At 57.5% G+C, this 14,253-nt stretch carries 12 protein-coding genes and 2 pseudogenes; 3 read left to right on the top strand and 11 right to left on the bottom strand.

The genetic code is table 11. The features are described from left to right. Positions 1-346: 346 nt before the first annotated feature. From H7C18_RS23260 to coaW, 7 genes and pseudogenes are all read right to left on the bottom strand, one after another. A pseudogene (locus tag H7C18_RS23260) lies at positions 347-4,183 on the bottom strand (cadherin-like beta sandwich domain-containing protein); the annotation flags it as partial. A 124-nt stretch (positions 4,184-4,307) separates the two neighbouring features. Beyond that, the gene (locus H7C18_RS23265) at positions 4,308-4,841 is read right to left on the bottom strand and encodes a phage tail protein (protein WP_185131506.1); all 534 of its coding nucleotides are present in this window, start codon (positions 4,839-4,841) and stop codon (positions 4,308-4,310) included. An 11-nt stretch (positions 4,842-4,852) separates the two neighbouring features. Further along, a complete protein-coding gene (locus H7C18_RS23270) occupies positions 4,853-5,350 on the bottom strand; it encodes a phage tail protein (protein WP_185131507.1) in 498 nt (165 codons plus the stop codon). Positions 5,351-5,389: 39 nt separating this feature from the next. Beyond that, positions 5,390-5,896, bottom strand: a complete 507-nt coding sequence (locus H7C18_RS23275; RefSeq protein ID WP_185131508.1) for a phage tail protein — start codon at positions 5,894-5,896, stop codon at positions 5,390-5,392. A gap of 42 nt (positions 5,897-5,938) precedes the next feature. After that, positions 5,939-6,430: a GNAT family N-acetyltransferase gene (locus tag H7C18_RS23280; protein ID WP_185131509.1), complete on the bottom strand. Its 492-nt coding sequence runs from the start codon at positions 6,428-6,430 to the stop codon at positions 5,939-5,941. 279 nt (positions 6,431-6,709) lie between these two features. Next, positions 6,710-7,531 (bottom strand): 3-methyl-2-oxobutanoate hydroxymethyltransferase, encoded by an 822-nt coding sequence (gene panB / locus H7C18_RS23285; protein WP_185131510.1) that lies wholly within the window; start codon positions 7,529-7,531, stop codon positions 6,710-6,712. Between the two features lie 125 nt (positions 7,532-7,656). Further along, the gene (coaW, locus tag H7C18_RS23290) at positions 7,657-8,466 is read right to left on the bottom strand and encodes a type II pantothenate kinase (RefSeq protein WP_238357901.1); all 810 of its coding nucleotides are present in this window, start codon (positions 8,464-8,466) and stop codon (positions 7,657-7,659) included. 121 nt (positions 8,467-8,587) lie between these two features. Between coaW and H7C18_RS23295 the strand changes: the two genes are divergently transcribed. Then, positions 8,588-9,313, top strand: coding sequence for a sulfite exporter TauE/SafE family protein (locus tag H7C18_RS23295; RefSeq protein ID WP_185131511.1), 726 nt, complete (start codon positions 8,588-8,590; stop codon positions 9,311-9,313). A gap of 18 nt (positions 9,314-9,331) precedes the next feature. Here H7C18_RS23295 and H7C18_RS23300 read toward each other — a convergent pair. After that, positions 9,332-9,868 (bottom strand): annotated as a pseudogene (locus tag H7C18_RS23300) (GNAT family N-acetyltransferase); the annotation flags it as partial. 156 nt (positions 9,869-10,024) lie between these two features. Next, the gene (locus H7C18_RS23305) at positions 10,025-10,561 is read right to left on the bottom strand and encodes an NAD(P)H-dependent oxidoreductase (RefSeq protein ID WP_185131512.1); all 537 of its coding nucleotides are present in this window, start codon (positions 10,559-10,561) and stop codon (positions 10,025-10,027) included. A 133-nt stretch (positions 10,562-10,694) separates the two neighbouring features. Here H7C18_RS23305 and H7C18_RS23310 point away from each other — a divergent pair, with 133 nt between their 5' ends. After that, positions 10,695-11,207 carry a GNAT family N-acetyltransferase gene (locus H7C18_RS23310; RefSeq protein WP_185131667.1) on the top strand — a complete coding sequence of 171 codons (513 nt, stop codon included), beginning with the start codon at positions 10,695-10,697 and terminating at the stop codon, positions 11,205-11,207. A gap of 9 nt (positions 11,208-11,216) precedes the next feature. On the opposite strand, the gene H7C18_RS23315 is transcribed toward H7C18_RS23310, so the two are convergent. Both H7C18_RS23315 and H7C18_RS23320 read right to left on the bottom strand, forming a co-directional pair. After that, positions 11,217-11,816, bottom strand: coding sequence for a DUF2087 domain-containing protein (locus tag H7C18_RS23315; RefSeq protein WP_185131513.1), 600 nt, complete (start codon positions 11,814-11,816; stop codon positions 11,217-11,219). A gap of 112 nt (positions 11,817-11,928) precedes the next feature. Next, complete coding sequence (locus tag H7C18_RS23320) at positions 11,929-13,170, bottom strand: MFS transporter (RefSeq protein WP_185131514.1); 1,242 nt, start codon at positions 13,168-13,170, stop codon at positions 11,929-11,931. Positions 13,171-13,455: 285 nt separating this feature from the next. Here H7C18_RS23320 and H7C18_RS23325 point away from each other — a divergent pair, with 285 nt between their 5' ends. Beyond that, positions 13,456-14,220, top strand: coding sequence for an SDR family oxidoreductase (locus H7C18_RS23325; protein WP_185131515.1), 765 nt, complete (start codon positions 13,456-13,458; stop codon positions 14,218-14,220). Positions 14,221-14,253 lie beyond the last annotated feature (33 nt).

The raw sequence follows: 14,253 nt of genomic DNA on the forward strand, positions 1-14,253 counted from the left end.
CTGCGTTGCCGGTTCGCAGTTCAACAATTGCCGAATGGCTCACCATCGTTTGGGCCAGTTCGCCGCTCATTTGACCTACGACGGCATCCGAAGAAGCAGCGGCCGGAATGACGATCCGGGGTTTATCCGTTCCTTCCGTCAGTTTCTCCTCGACTTTCTTCTCATCCAATTGGACATTCGTCGTTTTCTGTCCGTCCTTCTCCGTCTCGGTTATGTTAGCCGCATCCGTAACATCGATGACTTGGGTGCCGTCATTCGAAGCCGGGGGCTCCGGATTGCTCGGAGGTGTCGGATTGCTTGGGATGACCGGCGTACCGGGATTGTTCGGAATGAACCTCGTTACCGTGATCTCGTAGGTCCGCTTCGTTTTCCCGTCGGCTGCCGTCACAACGATCTCGATGTCGTTATCTCTAGGCTTTAGCTGAATGTTCCCGCTCGGCTGGCCGCTGACGGCGCTATCTCCATTTACCTTAATTGTGGCTCCGGAGTCGCTCGCCGTTGCCGTAAGTTGGATTCGATTGACGTTGATGGCAACGGTAGACGAATAATTCAAGACATCCGAAGCGAAACCAGGCGTCAACGTTCCGTCGGACAACGTTAAACCGCTCAAGTCTGCGTTGCTGCTCTTGGCCCGGACGACCGTTACGGTGTAGGTCTTAGACGTCGTACCGTCCTGAGCCGTAACTTTTATCGTAACGGCATTAGAACCATCGCTTAAGTTAATCGGAGCGCTGGCTTCTCCGCTTATCACCGCAACGCTTCCCACCTGGATGCCGGCTGTCGAGTCGGCTGCTGTCGGCGTTATTGTAATGGCGCTCACTTCATGTTCTACGTTTACGGTATAGTTCGTCGTACCGGGAACGAAAATAAGCGTCCCCCTCGACAGCGCCAAGTCGCTCAGGTCGGCATTGCTGCTCGGAGCCTCGCGAGTTACCGTTACCCGGTACGTTTTCGCTATCGCACCGTCCTGCGCCGTCACCTCGATCATGATGACATTCCCGCTTCCGACGGTCAACGAAACCGCCTCGCTTTCGCTTCCGCTCGCAACGGCTTTCCCGTCTACCTTCAACGTCGCGTGGCTCTCCGCTACCGACGACAAAACCTTGATGCTTTGCGTGGCGTAGCTTACATTCGCCGTATAGTCGGTTTTGCCGCTGTCAAACGTCTCGTTCAGGATGGCTCCCGCCAGCGAAAGCCCGCTCAAGTCGGCATTATTGCTCTTCGCCCGTACGACGGTAACGGTGTACGTCTTTGTCGTTGTGCGATCCTGAGCCGTAACTTCCACAGGGATTAGATTGTTGCCAACGTTCAGTTCGATCGAGGCGCTATCTGATCCGCTATCCACGACCGAGCCCTTTACTTTAATGCCTGCCGTTGCGTCTGCCGCCGTCGGCTTTACCGTGATGCTGTCAACCTCATTGCCGACATCCACCGTGTAGTCCTCGGTGTCGGGATCGAACGCCAGCATTCCCTCCGACAACGTCAGGCCGCTCAATTTGGCATTGCTGCTGGGCGCACGCTTAACCGTTACGGTGTATGTCTTGGTTGTCGTACCGTCTGGGGCCGTTACCTCGACTGTGATCGGATTATCCCCTACGTTCAGATCGATGGGAGTACTGGCAGTGCCGCTATTTACGGCCGTCCCCTCCACCTTAATGCTCGCCGCCGCGTCGGCCGCCGTCGGCGTTACCGTGATGCTGTTTACCTCATTGCCGACGTTCAAAATGTAGTTCATTGTATCGGGATCGAATGTCAGCGTTCCTTCTGATAACGTCAGGTTGTTTAGCTTGGCGTTGCTGCTCTTTGCCCTAACGACGGTTAAAGTGTACGTCTTTACCGTTGAGCCGTCCTGAGCCGTAACCTCCACAGAGACCACATTATCCCCGACGTCCAGGCCTATCGCGGCGCTGGCAGTGCCGCTATCCACAACTGCGCCCTTTACTTTAATACTCGCTGTCGCATCTGCCGCCGTCGGCGTTACCGTGATGCTGTCTACAGCGTTGCCCACATTGACCGTGTAGTCCTCGGTATCAGGGTCGAACGTCAGCGTTCCTTCCGATAGCGCCAGACTGCTTAGCTTAGCATTGCTGCTTTTCGCACGGACGATGGTTATCGTGTAAGTCTTTGTCGACGTGCCATCCTGGGCCTTTACTTCCACGGGAATGACATTATCGCCCACATCCAGGTCGATCGAGGCGCTAGCCGTTCCGCTATCCACGGCTGCACCCTTCACCTTAATGCTTGCCGTCGTGTCGGCCGCTGTCGGCGTTACCGTAATGCTGTCTGCCTCATTGCCGACGTCCACCGTATATTCCGTCGAATCTGGATCGAACGAGATCGTTCCCTCCGACAACGTCAGGCCGCTCAGTTTGGCATTGTTGCTGGGCGCGCGCTTGACCGTTACGGTGTACGTCTGGGTTGTCGTGCCGTCTTGGGCCGTTACTTCGACCGTGACCGGGTTATCCCCTACGTTCAGATCGATGGGAGTGCTGGCAGCGCCGCTATCTACGGCCGTCCCCTTTACTTTAATGCTTGCCGTTGCGTCGGCCGCCGTCGGCGTGACGGTGATGCTGTCTACCTCATTGCCGACATCCACCGTGTAGTCCTCGGTGTCGGGATCGAACGCCAGCATTCCCTCCGACAACGTCAAGTCGCTCAATTTGGCATTGCTGCTGGGCGCGCGCTTGACCGTTACGGTGTACATCTTTGTTGTCGTGCCGTCTTGGGCCGTTACCTCGACTGTGATCGGATTATCCCCTACGTTCAGATCGATGGGAGTACTGGCAGTGCCGCTATTTACGGCCGTCCCCTCCACCTTAATGCTTGCCGTAGCGTCTGCCGCAGTGGGCGTAACCGTGATGTCGGTAGTTTCATTACTGACGTCTACCGTATAATCCGTGATCGCAGAATCAAACGTCAGGTCCCCATTCGACAATGTAATATTGCTCAAGTCCGCGTTGCTGCTGACAGCGCCGCGCGTTACCGTTACCGTGTACGTCTTCTTCGTCGTCCCGTCTTCCGCGGTCACCACGATGGTAATTACGTTACTGTCGCCCACCGCCAACGGAATCGTCTCGCTCGCGCTGCCGTTGGCGACTGTCTTTCCGTTTACCTGGAGCGTCGCATGACTCTCTTTCACCATCGGCGTCACCGTGATGCCCTCTGTGGCATAACCGACGGTTACCGTATAGTTGAGTGTTCCGCTATTGAACGTCTCGTTTAGGCTCGCGCCGGATAGGGTCAATCCATTTAGATCCGCATTATTACTCTTTGCTCTATTCACCGTAATATCGTAGGTATGAGTGGTCACTCCGTCTTCCGCAGTCACCTTGACCGCGATCGGATTGTTCCCCACGTTCAGGCTGATCGGAGTGCTGGCCGCACCGCTTGCCACAGCGATTTCATTTACTTTGATGCCTGCTGCCGAATCGGCTGCCGTCGGCGTAACGGTTACGCTGTTCACGTCATTACCGACGCTTGCCGTGTAGCTATCCGTAGCTGCATTGAATGTCGGCGAAAGCGTCCCGTTGGAAAGGACAAGGTTGCTTAGGTCGGCATTGACTGATATAGCATCCGTATCTTTAATGGTAATGTCCGCAATGTTTAGATCAAGTGCCGGATTGCCGTTGCCCATCGTCCAATTAAGCTGAATGGAAGCCACGCCGGGAACTTCCGCCGGGAAATCCGCCACGCCGAAGACGTCTCGGAATTGCAGAATTGAGCTACTGCCGTGATATCCGGTTCCAGTTGGAGAGGTGTAAGTATCCAACACGTCTCCGTTCGAATTCTTTAATTGGATTTGAAAGGAATCTACGACCTCCGGTTCATCCCAACGCAACCCGAGACTAACGAACGTAAAAGACCTGAGAGAGGTGCCCCCCTCCGCCTTGATCGTCAGCGAACCGGCAGTTGGATAATTGGGCGCATCACCTTCGCCCGAAGCGTCATAGATTTGGGTGTCCACATACTGCTTGGCATTATCGCTGACCAGAAACTTATCTCCGAGCTTGTAGAAACCGTTCTGGTGCCAGGAGGTATCCAGCCCCGAAAAATCGTACTTTCCGTCCGCAACAGGATCCGCATACCCCTTTGGCAGCTGCAGACCTAAGCCTAAAGAACAGATGAGCAACCAAAGACATGCCGTGCGCAATCGTGACCATACTCTTTTCCCTGCCGACTTCATCCAGAACCCTCTTCCTCTTTTAATTTTCTAAAACCGTTTGGCCGTGCTGTCCTAATTCCCTCCGCATCATAAAAGACTGCATAGAAATTTTCCTCCATGCAGTCTCTTCGTTGTCTTCCGCCGATTATGATCTTACCGGAAAAGCGCCGTCCAAACAGATGATATAATTTACCGCCAAATAAGGCTGCATATTGTTGTGCGGTGCCCCTTCTCCGGTTGACGCGAGCGCCATCGGGGACATTTGCGAATCCGGTGTCGAACCATAGAGGGCCGTCTGGGTCCCGACTTTCCCGACTTTAGGAGTCTCCGCCCAAAAACGCTGCTCCGGCTCCTTTTCGCCTCCCGGGCTGCTGATCCCGAACGGCGTGTGCGTATGGATGGGCATCTCGCTCTCCCGAAGCGCAACGGTGGGCATTCCCTCCGGCTCTCCCACGTAACGCGGCGAGAGTCCCGGTCCTTGTCCTTGACCCATCGGAGCGGATCCGGACAGGTTCGGCAACGCAAAGGTGGTTCTTCCGTCCCCGCCGTATTGGTTGCCCAAAATGGAAAAGAGAGTCGTATACTGAGAAAGCGGCAGCAGTCGGCCGTCGCAGAAAGCCCAGCCGCGCGGGGGATAATTCCCCGCGAAAATTCGAATTTCTCCAAGAAACGCGTCCATTTCTATCCCTCCTAATTCCTCGACGGGAAGATCCCTTGCAGGGCGATGCAAAACCGAACGGCCAGATAGGGCTGCATATTGTTATGCGCTTGACCGCTGCCCGCGGTGCCGATTGCTTTGGGGTTCATTGCGGTGAGTGAACTCGCGGATGTATAAGGCGCCTCAACCTGGGCCCATACGTTGCCGGCTGGAACGACGGATGTCGCCGAAACCGACGAAGCTTGAACCTGGTGAACGTGCTTAGGCATCTCGGACTCGGTCAATGTATGGGCAGACTCGCCCGCAGATCTTCCTAACGGATATTGCGCGTCCATATGAATGGGCACTTTGCCTCGCAGATCGGGAAGCATGAACGTTCTTACCCCGTCTCCTCCATAGGTGGTTCCTAACAACGCATACAAAGCCTGGTTACTTGAGATCTGCAGAGTCTGACCTTCGCAATAAACCCAGCCCCGCGGAGCGAAGCCGAGCGGAAACAGGCGAATCTCGCCAAGGAATGGTTCCGCCATCTGAATCCTCCTTCTATTTGTATAGGATTGAGCTTCCGATTATCCCTGGCTCGGGAAAGCTCCGGCCGTGGCGATGATGAAGGAAATGGTAAGCGAGGGCATCATATTCGAGTGAGGCTGCCCGCCCCCTGAGACGGTCAAGGACGCGGCATTCATCGGCTCCGGAACGCCTTTGTCGATATCCCCGTAGCTCAGCAGGGAGGAAGGGGCCCAGACCGCTCCGACCGGCGATTTGGCGTCGCCCTCCATCTTGGACGCAGCCGCCGCGTGCGTATGGGACGGCAATTCCGCTGCGGTTAGAGTAACGGTCTCGGAACCGCCCATTTCTCCTTGAACCATGGCGTAGCTTGGATGGACCGGGACTCGGCCTCTAAGATCGGGAAGGCCGAACGTCGTCTGTCCGTCTCCTCCGAAGGTCGTGCCCAACAAAGAAAAAAGCACTTGATACTCCTGAATCGGAAGCTGTTGACCCTGGCACAGCAGCCACCCTTGCGGAGCGAAGTTCCCCGCGAACATGCGAATTTCTCCTACATACGGTTCTGCCATCCTCGTCCCTCCAATAAATTGCGTTTTGCGAACGACTCGCCGCTATCGTGCCTTCGGCGCAGGCTCCTTGCGATCTTGCCACCGCATCTCCCAATGCATTCCCTGATCCGCGACAGTTGCGAAGCCAAGCCTTTCGTAGAGCCGGATAGCCGACGCGTTCTCCTTCAACACGTGCAGCTTGATAAAACGGCCCGACTCGGCGGCTTCCTCCTGCAATCGTTCGATCAACTCCCCGCCTATCCCCCGCCCCCGGAACGAAGGGAGCAGGGATATGTCCACCAGGACAAGCTCATCCTCCCGGCTGCTTGTGAGGATTCGGCCCGCAAGCGTCTCATCCGCAAGCACCATTCGATGATGCAGGTCCGGATACTGCATGGAATAGGAATGCATTTGCGCGGTCCACTGCATTCGGAGAAACGCCTGGGCCGTCTGACCGTCCCAACCCCACATCGAGATTTCCTCCATCCGGGTGCTGGCATAAAGCTCATACAGGAACGGATCGTCATCTGGACGATTTGGCCTAAGTTTCAGCATGGCCCACCTTTATGACTATGACCTGAGATAATAGAAGGGTTCGACAGAAATTGGTAGACACCTCCTCGAAATGCTTTTCGTCTCAGCTTTCGACAGGAAATAAGTAGAATAGTCCCATCAAACGTATCTGCAACGATTAGGCTTTTCGCCTGTATTTAGCGTCTATAGTCCTAATTCTTAAACGGAGCTTCTCCGCTTTGGAGCAGGCATAAAGATTCATGAACCGCAAAAAACCCACCCTCAGTGGGGTGGGTCAACCTCGCGCAAAGTTCGGGTTGATTAGGAGAGCCGAAGCCAATCTTCCAGCCGGCGAAGCTCGGATTGGTTCATATGTCTTGCGTGGGGTTCCGCCGGAAATTCGGCTTGACGAACCTCTTCGGCGTACGAACGGAACGCGGCCAGAGCCTGTTCGCCGAAGTCGGCGTACAATTTGACATGGCGCAGCCGGCGAGGGGTCAGTCCCAGCATGTCGTTCACGATCTGCACTTGGCCGTCCGTATGACGTCCGGACGCGATCCCGACGGTCGGGATCGACAGCTTCTTCGTTACGGCTTCCGCCAGTTCTTCGGGAATCAATTCGAGAACGAGCATGGAAGCTCCGGCACGCTGCAGCTCGAGCGCCCCTTCCGCCAGAGCGGCCGCTTGCTCGAAGGTTTTGCCTTGCAGAGCGACTTCCGAATGGAATTGGGGAGTATAGCCGAGATGTCCCCACACTTCGATGCCTTGTTCGCGCAGGCATTCGACGACGCGAGATTGCACGCCCTCCAGCTTGACTCCGTCCGCTCCGGCCGCGAGCAGCCGCCTGGCGGTATCCAGCGCAATCGAAGGCTCCTCGTAGGTCCGATAGGGCATGTCGGCGAGCAAATAAGCATCGCGGACGCCGCGCTTGACCATTCTCAGATGGTAGAGAATCTCGTCGAGGGAGACTTCCTTTTCGCTCTCGTACCCCAAAACATTGGTGCCGACGCTGTCGCCGACGAAAATGACGTCGACCCCCGCCTCTTCCTGCAAAACGGCCGTGCGATAATCGTAGCAAGTAAGCATCGCGATCTTCTGTCCGCTTCTTTTCCTCTCGTGCAGGTACGCCATTGTCTTCTTCATTCCGCGCCTCCTTAGTCTCTGTCCGTTCGCGGATCAGAGCTTCGACAGAAAAATAAAATCAGGTCATGCCGGTAAGGTTCCGTAGGGATACCTTCCTCAGGGAAATTATAGCAATGCCATAACGCTTAATCCAGGCTCAAAAGAGCGCCCAAGGCGCCGGAGTACTCGCCGCCCTCGACAAAGAGCGGGGAGCCTCCCCGGAGCACGGTATACCGCTTCACTACGTCACGGAGAAGATCGTTGCGGATAAAGGACGAACCGACGAACAGAATGGATGAAACCCCGCAGGAAGACGCCGCCAGCACGCTTACCGTGGCGGCCGTCTCCCCGACAAGGCCGATGACGGAGGCCAGCAGGTCCTCCTCGGACAATCGTTCCGAGGACGCCAGCGAGAGAACGCGGCCGAAGTTGCTTGCCGTCAAGTCTCCCGGAATCGGAGGTTCCGCCCCTTCGTAAATATGGTTCACGGTCAGATCGATCCGGTCGCGACGGCCTTGGGCGGCCAGCCGAACCACGGCATCGAAATCGGTCTGCCCGGTCAACAAGCGCGCCAAGCCGATAATGGTTCCGCCGCCCACTCCCGTTCCTCCGACTCGCCGCTGCCGTCCGTTCGCGACATGATGGATCGAGGTGCCCGTGCCGACATTCGTCAGCAGGAAGGAGTCGGGCTCCGCTCCGGCATCGCTCAGCAAGCGGCTAGCGCCGCGGCACGTCGCTTCGAATTCCACCGTTTCCGCGACCGGAATTCCCGCCAGCGATTTCAATGCGGCCGCTCTGCCCCCGGTCAGGCAAACCGCCGCTCCTTCCTGTTCGCGTAACCAGTCGGCCACGGCCCGCAGCTCGGATGACGGGCGCTTGAAATATTCGATCGCCCCTCCTTTCTCGCAAGCTACCTTCACCAGCGTTCCGCCGGCGTCAACGCCTATTTTCATCATGAGTCCGCATTTCCCTTCCTTATGTAAATCCGTGCTCGATAGCCGCAGCTCTCCATTCCCGGGCGGCCGATTTGTGATAGGATAAAAAGAGTTCGTTCCCGGCTTAAGAGGAGTGCTTCGATTGGGATCCTATGTATTCGTGCTATTCGTCGGTCTGCTGGCCGGAGCGATCAGCGGCGTGATCGGCACCGGGTCCTCCATCATGCTGCTGCCCGTTCTCGTCTTTTCTTTCGGCCCCAAGCAAGCCGTGCCGATCATGGCGCTGGCCGCGATCCTGGCGAACGTCTCCAGAGCGCTCGCTTGGCGGCGCGAGATCGACTGGAGGGCTTGGGCCGCTTATTCTGTTACGGGCGTGCCGGCCGCAGCCATCGGCGCCCGGACGCTGCTGGTTCTGCCGGCAACCCTCGTCGACGTCGCGCTCGGCCTTTTTTTCCTGGTCATGATTCCCGCCCGGCGCGTCATCGATGCCAAGAAGCTGCGGATTCGCTGGTGGCAGCTATCTGCCGCGGGAGCCGTCATCGGCTTCCTGACCGGGGTCGTCCTCTCCACCGGCCCGCTCAGCGTCCCGGCCTTTACCGCCTACGGGCTGACCAAGGGAGCGTTCCTGTCCACGGAAGCGGCCAGTTCGCTGGCGCTTTATATCAGCAAAGCGGTCACTTTCCGCGAATTAGGAGCGCTTCCGCCGGAGGTCATGCTGCAAGGAGCGATCGTGGGCTCCTCGCTCATGGCCGGGACGTTCCTGGCCAAAAGGATCGTGCAGCGAATGAGCGTCGCCTCGTTTCGCTTCGTGCTCGATATTCTCCTGCTCGTCTCCGGCATTTCCCTGCTGTGGACGGCGATCCGCTGACCCGATCGGCAAGTCCCAATACCAGAACACCGCCACTTCGTCCTGATGCTTCTCTATCCCCCGATACAAGCGGGTATCGAAGCCTCCGATAACGAATCCGCAGCTTTCGCAAAACTTGCAAGCGGTCACGTTGTTGCTCTGCGTCTCCAGCATGATGCCCGGCATCCCGCCGGCTTCGGCCCGGTTCTTGGCCCGACCGATCAACGTACGGCCGATGCCGCGTCCCCGATAATCGGCGTCTACCGCCAGATTCTCCACGTAAGCGTACCGGTTCCAATTCTTTCTGAGCAAAAGGCGCCCGACCGCCCGTTCCCCGTCAAAAGCGAAGCAGGCGATCCGGTCCGGGCTGCCGATGTAGGCCGCCAGTTCTTCTGAGTCGTCCTGCTCGTCCGAGTATCGCTTCCGGTAGCGGGAAACCTCCTTCACGGAATATTCGATCTTGCCGTTCGCCGACGTCAGGACCAGAACGGAATCGACGATAAAGCTGTCGTCGAACGCCAACGGCAGACGCAAGTCCGCCGCCGTTAGTTCCCGAAACGTGATTCCCGAGTTCATCCCTGCGCCCCCTCTTTCCTGCATTATACACCGCCGGAACGATCCGGGCCGAACAAGCGAGGGTTTCTACCGGTTGCGCTTCGCCCGGGGTGAAGACGATAAACAAAAAACCATGTTCCTCCGTCCTGGAAGGAACATGGGTCAGATCCGCTTTCGTTACTTGGCGATCCAGGCGAGAAAGTTGTTCACGACCGTATCGATAAACTGGATCGTCGGCTCGTGAGTCAGCTTGCCTTCGGCATCCATCTTCTCGTGCACCGATCCAACGTAGACGTCGTTCGCCGTCATGATCGGCGAGGAGACGCCCGGAGCGAACAGAATGTCCCGCAGGTGCAGCTGGGCTTTGACCGTGCCGAGCAGGCCGGGGGTCGCTCCCATGATCAAAGACGGCTTGCCGACGAGCACCTTGTCCACCCGGGACATCCAGTCGATCGCGTTGACCAGCACCCCGGGAACCGTACCGTTGTACTCCGGCGTCACCCATAAAATGGCGTCGGCCGCTTTGACCTTGTCCTTGAAGACCCGCACCGCTTCCGGCGGATCGTTCTCGATGTCCTGATTGTACATCGGAAGGCCGTTCAACGTCAGAACCTCCGTCTCAAAACGATCTTGGTACCGGTTCTTCACGTGCTCGGCCAGCTTGCGGTTGTACGAATCCTTGCGAATGCTTCCTACGATGGCAGCGATTTTCACGGGGTGTCCTCCTTATCTGTGCGTTCCTATTATTGTCCCCAATTCGGTCCAATTCGCCACCACTACTTTACTACTAAGAGATGAGCAATGGCAACCTCGAATGAGAAAAGATCCAATGCGCAAAATAGGCTTTATGGATACGATCCCGTTCGATGAAATTTATGCGATTATGAAAGCTTCGTTCCCGGACAGCGAGACGAGAACCTACGAGGGGCAGCGAGAGCTTCTGGGCAACCCTCACTACCGAATTCTCGCCGAGAAGAACGGCGACGGGAAAACAATCGCTTTTCTGGCCGCATGGGAGTTTCCTTCCATGCGGTTCGTGGAGCATCTGGCCGTCGATCCCGCCGTCCGAAGCGGCGGCATAGGCAGAGCTTTAATGGCTGACTACATGGGGCAATCGCCATTGCCCATCGTGTTGGAAGTGGAGCCTCCCGTTACGGAATTGGCACGAAGGCGAGTGGGCTTCTACGAACGGTTGGGCTTCCATCTGAACCCTTACGGGTACGTCCAGCCTCCTCTTCGGGAAGGCCGGCGGGAAATGCCGCTCCGCCTCATGAGCTATCCGCACCCGCTTGCCGAAGAGGAATTCGAGCGGTGCAAAAGGAAGCTGTACACGGAAGTATATCGGGTCCCGTCCGCGTAAGCGGACGATTCAAAGCTTTTCCCACCGCGGCCACATGTCGACCGGATTTCGCTCGTAGATTTCATTCTCCCGGAACATGAACTGCTGCATGATGAATTCCCGGCGGATCGTCGCGAAGTCTTCGTGGAAGTTCCGAATGAACTCGTTGATCTCTTTCTCGCCGTACTTCCGCCCGTTCTCCAGCTTGGATACCAAATATTCAAGCACGATCAGCTTCTTCTTGAGCTGGGCGGGAATGCTCTTCAGCCTGCCGTCCGCCGCGAAGAAATTTTTGAGCACGGATTCCCGTACCCGATTCGCTTCTTCCTCGTTCAACCGGTTCTCGCCTCCTTCGGTTTTTCGGAAAATAAGCTGTTCCGCCGCGCGGGCGCCGTCATGGATGAAATCACGGTTCAGCGAAAAAAAGATCGTGTTCTTGTCCCGGCGCTCGTTCATCAAGCCGGCCTCCCGCAGCTTGGCGGCATGGTGGGTGACCGTCGCGGGCGTCACGCCCAGCTTCTCCGCCAGATCCTGGCCGCTTCGCTCCCCGTCGGCGAGCAGAATCAAGATTCGGATCCGGGTCGGGTCCGCGAGCGCCTTGTGGTATTGCACGACTTTGTCCAGCTGCATGGCGTACCTACTCTCGCGACAAATTTAACAGTCATCTAATTAGATGTTTGTTAAATTAGATATTAGCGAGACGGCGGCGAGTTGTCAACCGGGCGAATCCTCCTCCCCTGGGTCAACCCCTGGCGTCGGCCGCCAGTCGCCGGAATAAAATCGCGTACAGGAGAATGCCGATCAGCGCGCACAGCAGGATGATTCCGAACACGCCGACCGGAGACATCCAGGCCGACAATACGACCGTCGCCGGAGCGAGAAAGCGGCCGATCGAGACTTGCAAGTTGGAGGCTCCCATGTAACGGCCTCTGGCTTCCTCCGGGGCGTACTTGCTGACGAAGCTTTGCAGAACGGGGGAACGCATGATCTCTCCGATCGTCGCCACCGCCATGAACCCGAACAGGAGCCACGCGTTCGAGGTCAGTCCGATCAAGAACATGCCGATGCCGAACAGCAGCGCCGAGAGCATCAGAACGTTCCGGTCGCTCCAGCGCCCGATCCGTTTCGTAATCGGCATTACGCCCAGCACGTATAGAAGCCCGTTCAGTCCCATCATCCAGCCGAACACTTCGATTCCGTCGAGCTGAAACGTCCAGCCTTTCCCGGCAAGCAGCGTCTGCGCGGGAACGTACTCCTTCACGTAAACGGCCAAGTAAAGATCCAGCTGCATAAAGGCTATCGTGACGAAGATGCCCGCCGCAATATAAAGGGCAAACGCCCGGTCGCGCAAAATCGCGATATAGCCCCTGAGCGCGGCTTCCGCCCGAGGCTCTCCGGTCCCCCGCTCTCTTTGCCGGGCCGCTTGCGGCAGCGTCTCCCTCACGATGAAGAAGATCGCGACCGCGTAGGCTGCCGTCACGAACGTGCACGCCCAGAGCAGCTCGCCGCGATGAGCGAAGAAGAAGGCGGAGCCGAGCGCCGGACCGAACACGGCCCCGATGTTCATGGCCGTGACGAAGGCGGCGAATACCCGCCGCCGCTCCTTCTCCGGCGTCAGGTCGGCCACCATGGCGGTGCCGGCCGGCGCATAGATCGATCCGCCGAGGCTGATGCCGATAAAGGCAGCGTAATCGCACCAATCGCACAGCGACGCCGCGAACAGCGCGAACATGACCGCTTGCAGGGCAGCGCCCAGCAGCATCGCCGGCCGGCGGCCGAGCCGATCCGACATGCGGCCCCCGAGCAGGCTGCCGGCGATGCCGATCAGAGGCGGAACGGACATGAGGAGACCTGCCGCGTTTTTGCCGAACGTTTGGCTGAAGTACAACGTCATAAATGGAAAGTACATCCAGAACAAGAGGTTGAACAAAGTGTCGCCGATCAGCCTTGTTCTCAAATTCAAGTCCCATGTCCGCCAGTTCACCGCTGGTTCCTCCATCGAAAACGTATTTCTCCGGCCGGAGCAACCCTTACTGTAAAAGATTTCGCGGAAAAGAAATAGACTTATATTCGCCTGCCGATTATAATAATATTATCGAGGGCAGGACACTGCCTCCTTGCTTAAAATGCGCCATTTACAGGTAAACGCCGCTTCCCAGCGGCGTTTTTTTATTGTCTGCGGGACGGCTCCCGCGAATGAGCGAGCAACATTTCGAAGGCTCCTCCATGTTACAACGGTAGGGAACACAAGAAGAGGAGCTGAGGATTCATGAGCAAGTTAACGGGGAAAGTCGCGCTCGTCACGGGCGCCAGCCGGGGGATCGGGCGCGCGATTGCGCTGCGTTTGGCGGAGGAAGGCGCTTTGGTGGCCGTTCATTACGGCAGCCGGCGCGAAGCGGCCGAACAGGTCGTTCATGACATCGGGCGGAACGGGGGAGAGGCTTTCGCGCTGGGCGCGGATCTCGGTTCACCGGACGGGGCAAGCCTACTCTATGAAGCTTTGGATCGCGCTTTGGAAGAGCGCACGGGCGGCTCCCGCTTCGACATCCTGGTGAACAACGCGGGCATCGCCCTGACGGCGTCCGTCGAGGAGACGACGGGAGAAGCCTTCGACGAATTGATGAGAATCAACGTCAGAGCGCCGTTCTTTCTGATCCGGGAAGCCCTTCCGCGATTGCGGGACGAGGGCCGGATCGTCAATCTGTCGTCGGCCGTCACGAGAATCTCCCTGCCCGGAATCCCGGCTTACAGCATGAGCAAAGGAGCCGTCAACGCGCTCACGCTATCTTTGGCGACGCAGCTTGGTGCCCGAGGAATTACGATCAACGCCATCCAGCCCGGCTTCGTCGCCACGGACATGAACGTCGGGATGCTGCAGGATCCGAGTGCCCGAAAGTTCGGGGCCGACTATTCGATCTTCGGCAGGTGGGGAGAGCCGGCGGACGTAGCGGACATCGCGGCATTCCTGGCGTCCCCGGACAGCCGCTGGATCACCGGCCAATGCATCGATGCCAGCGGCGGGTCGCACTTGTAAGAAGAGTTTGATGACGCCGGTTGAGCGGCTTGC

The organism is Cohnella zeiphila, assembly GCF_014212055.1.
Lineage (GTDB): Bacteria > Bacillota > Bacilli > Paenibacillales > Paenibacillaceae > Cohnella > Cohnella zeiphila.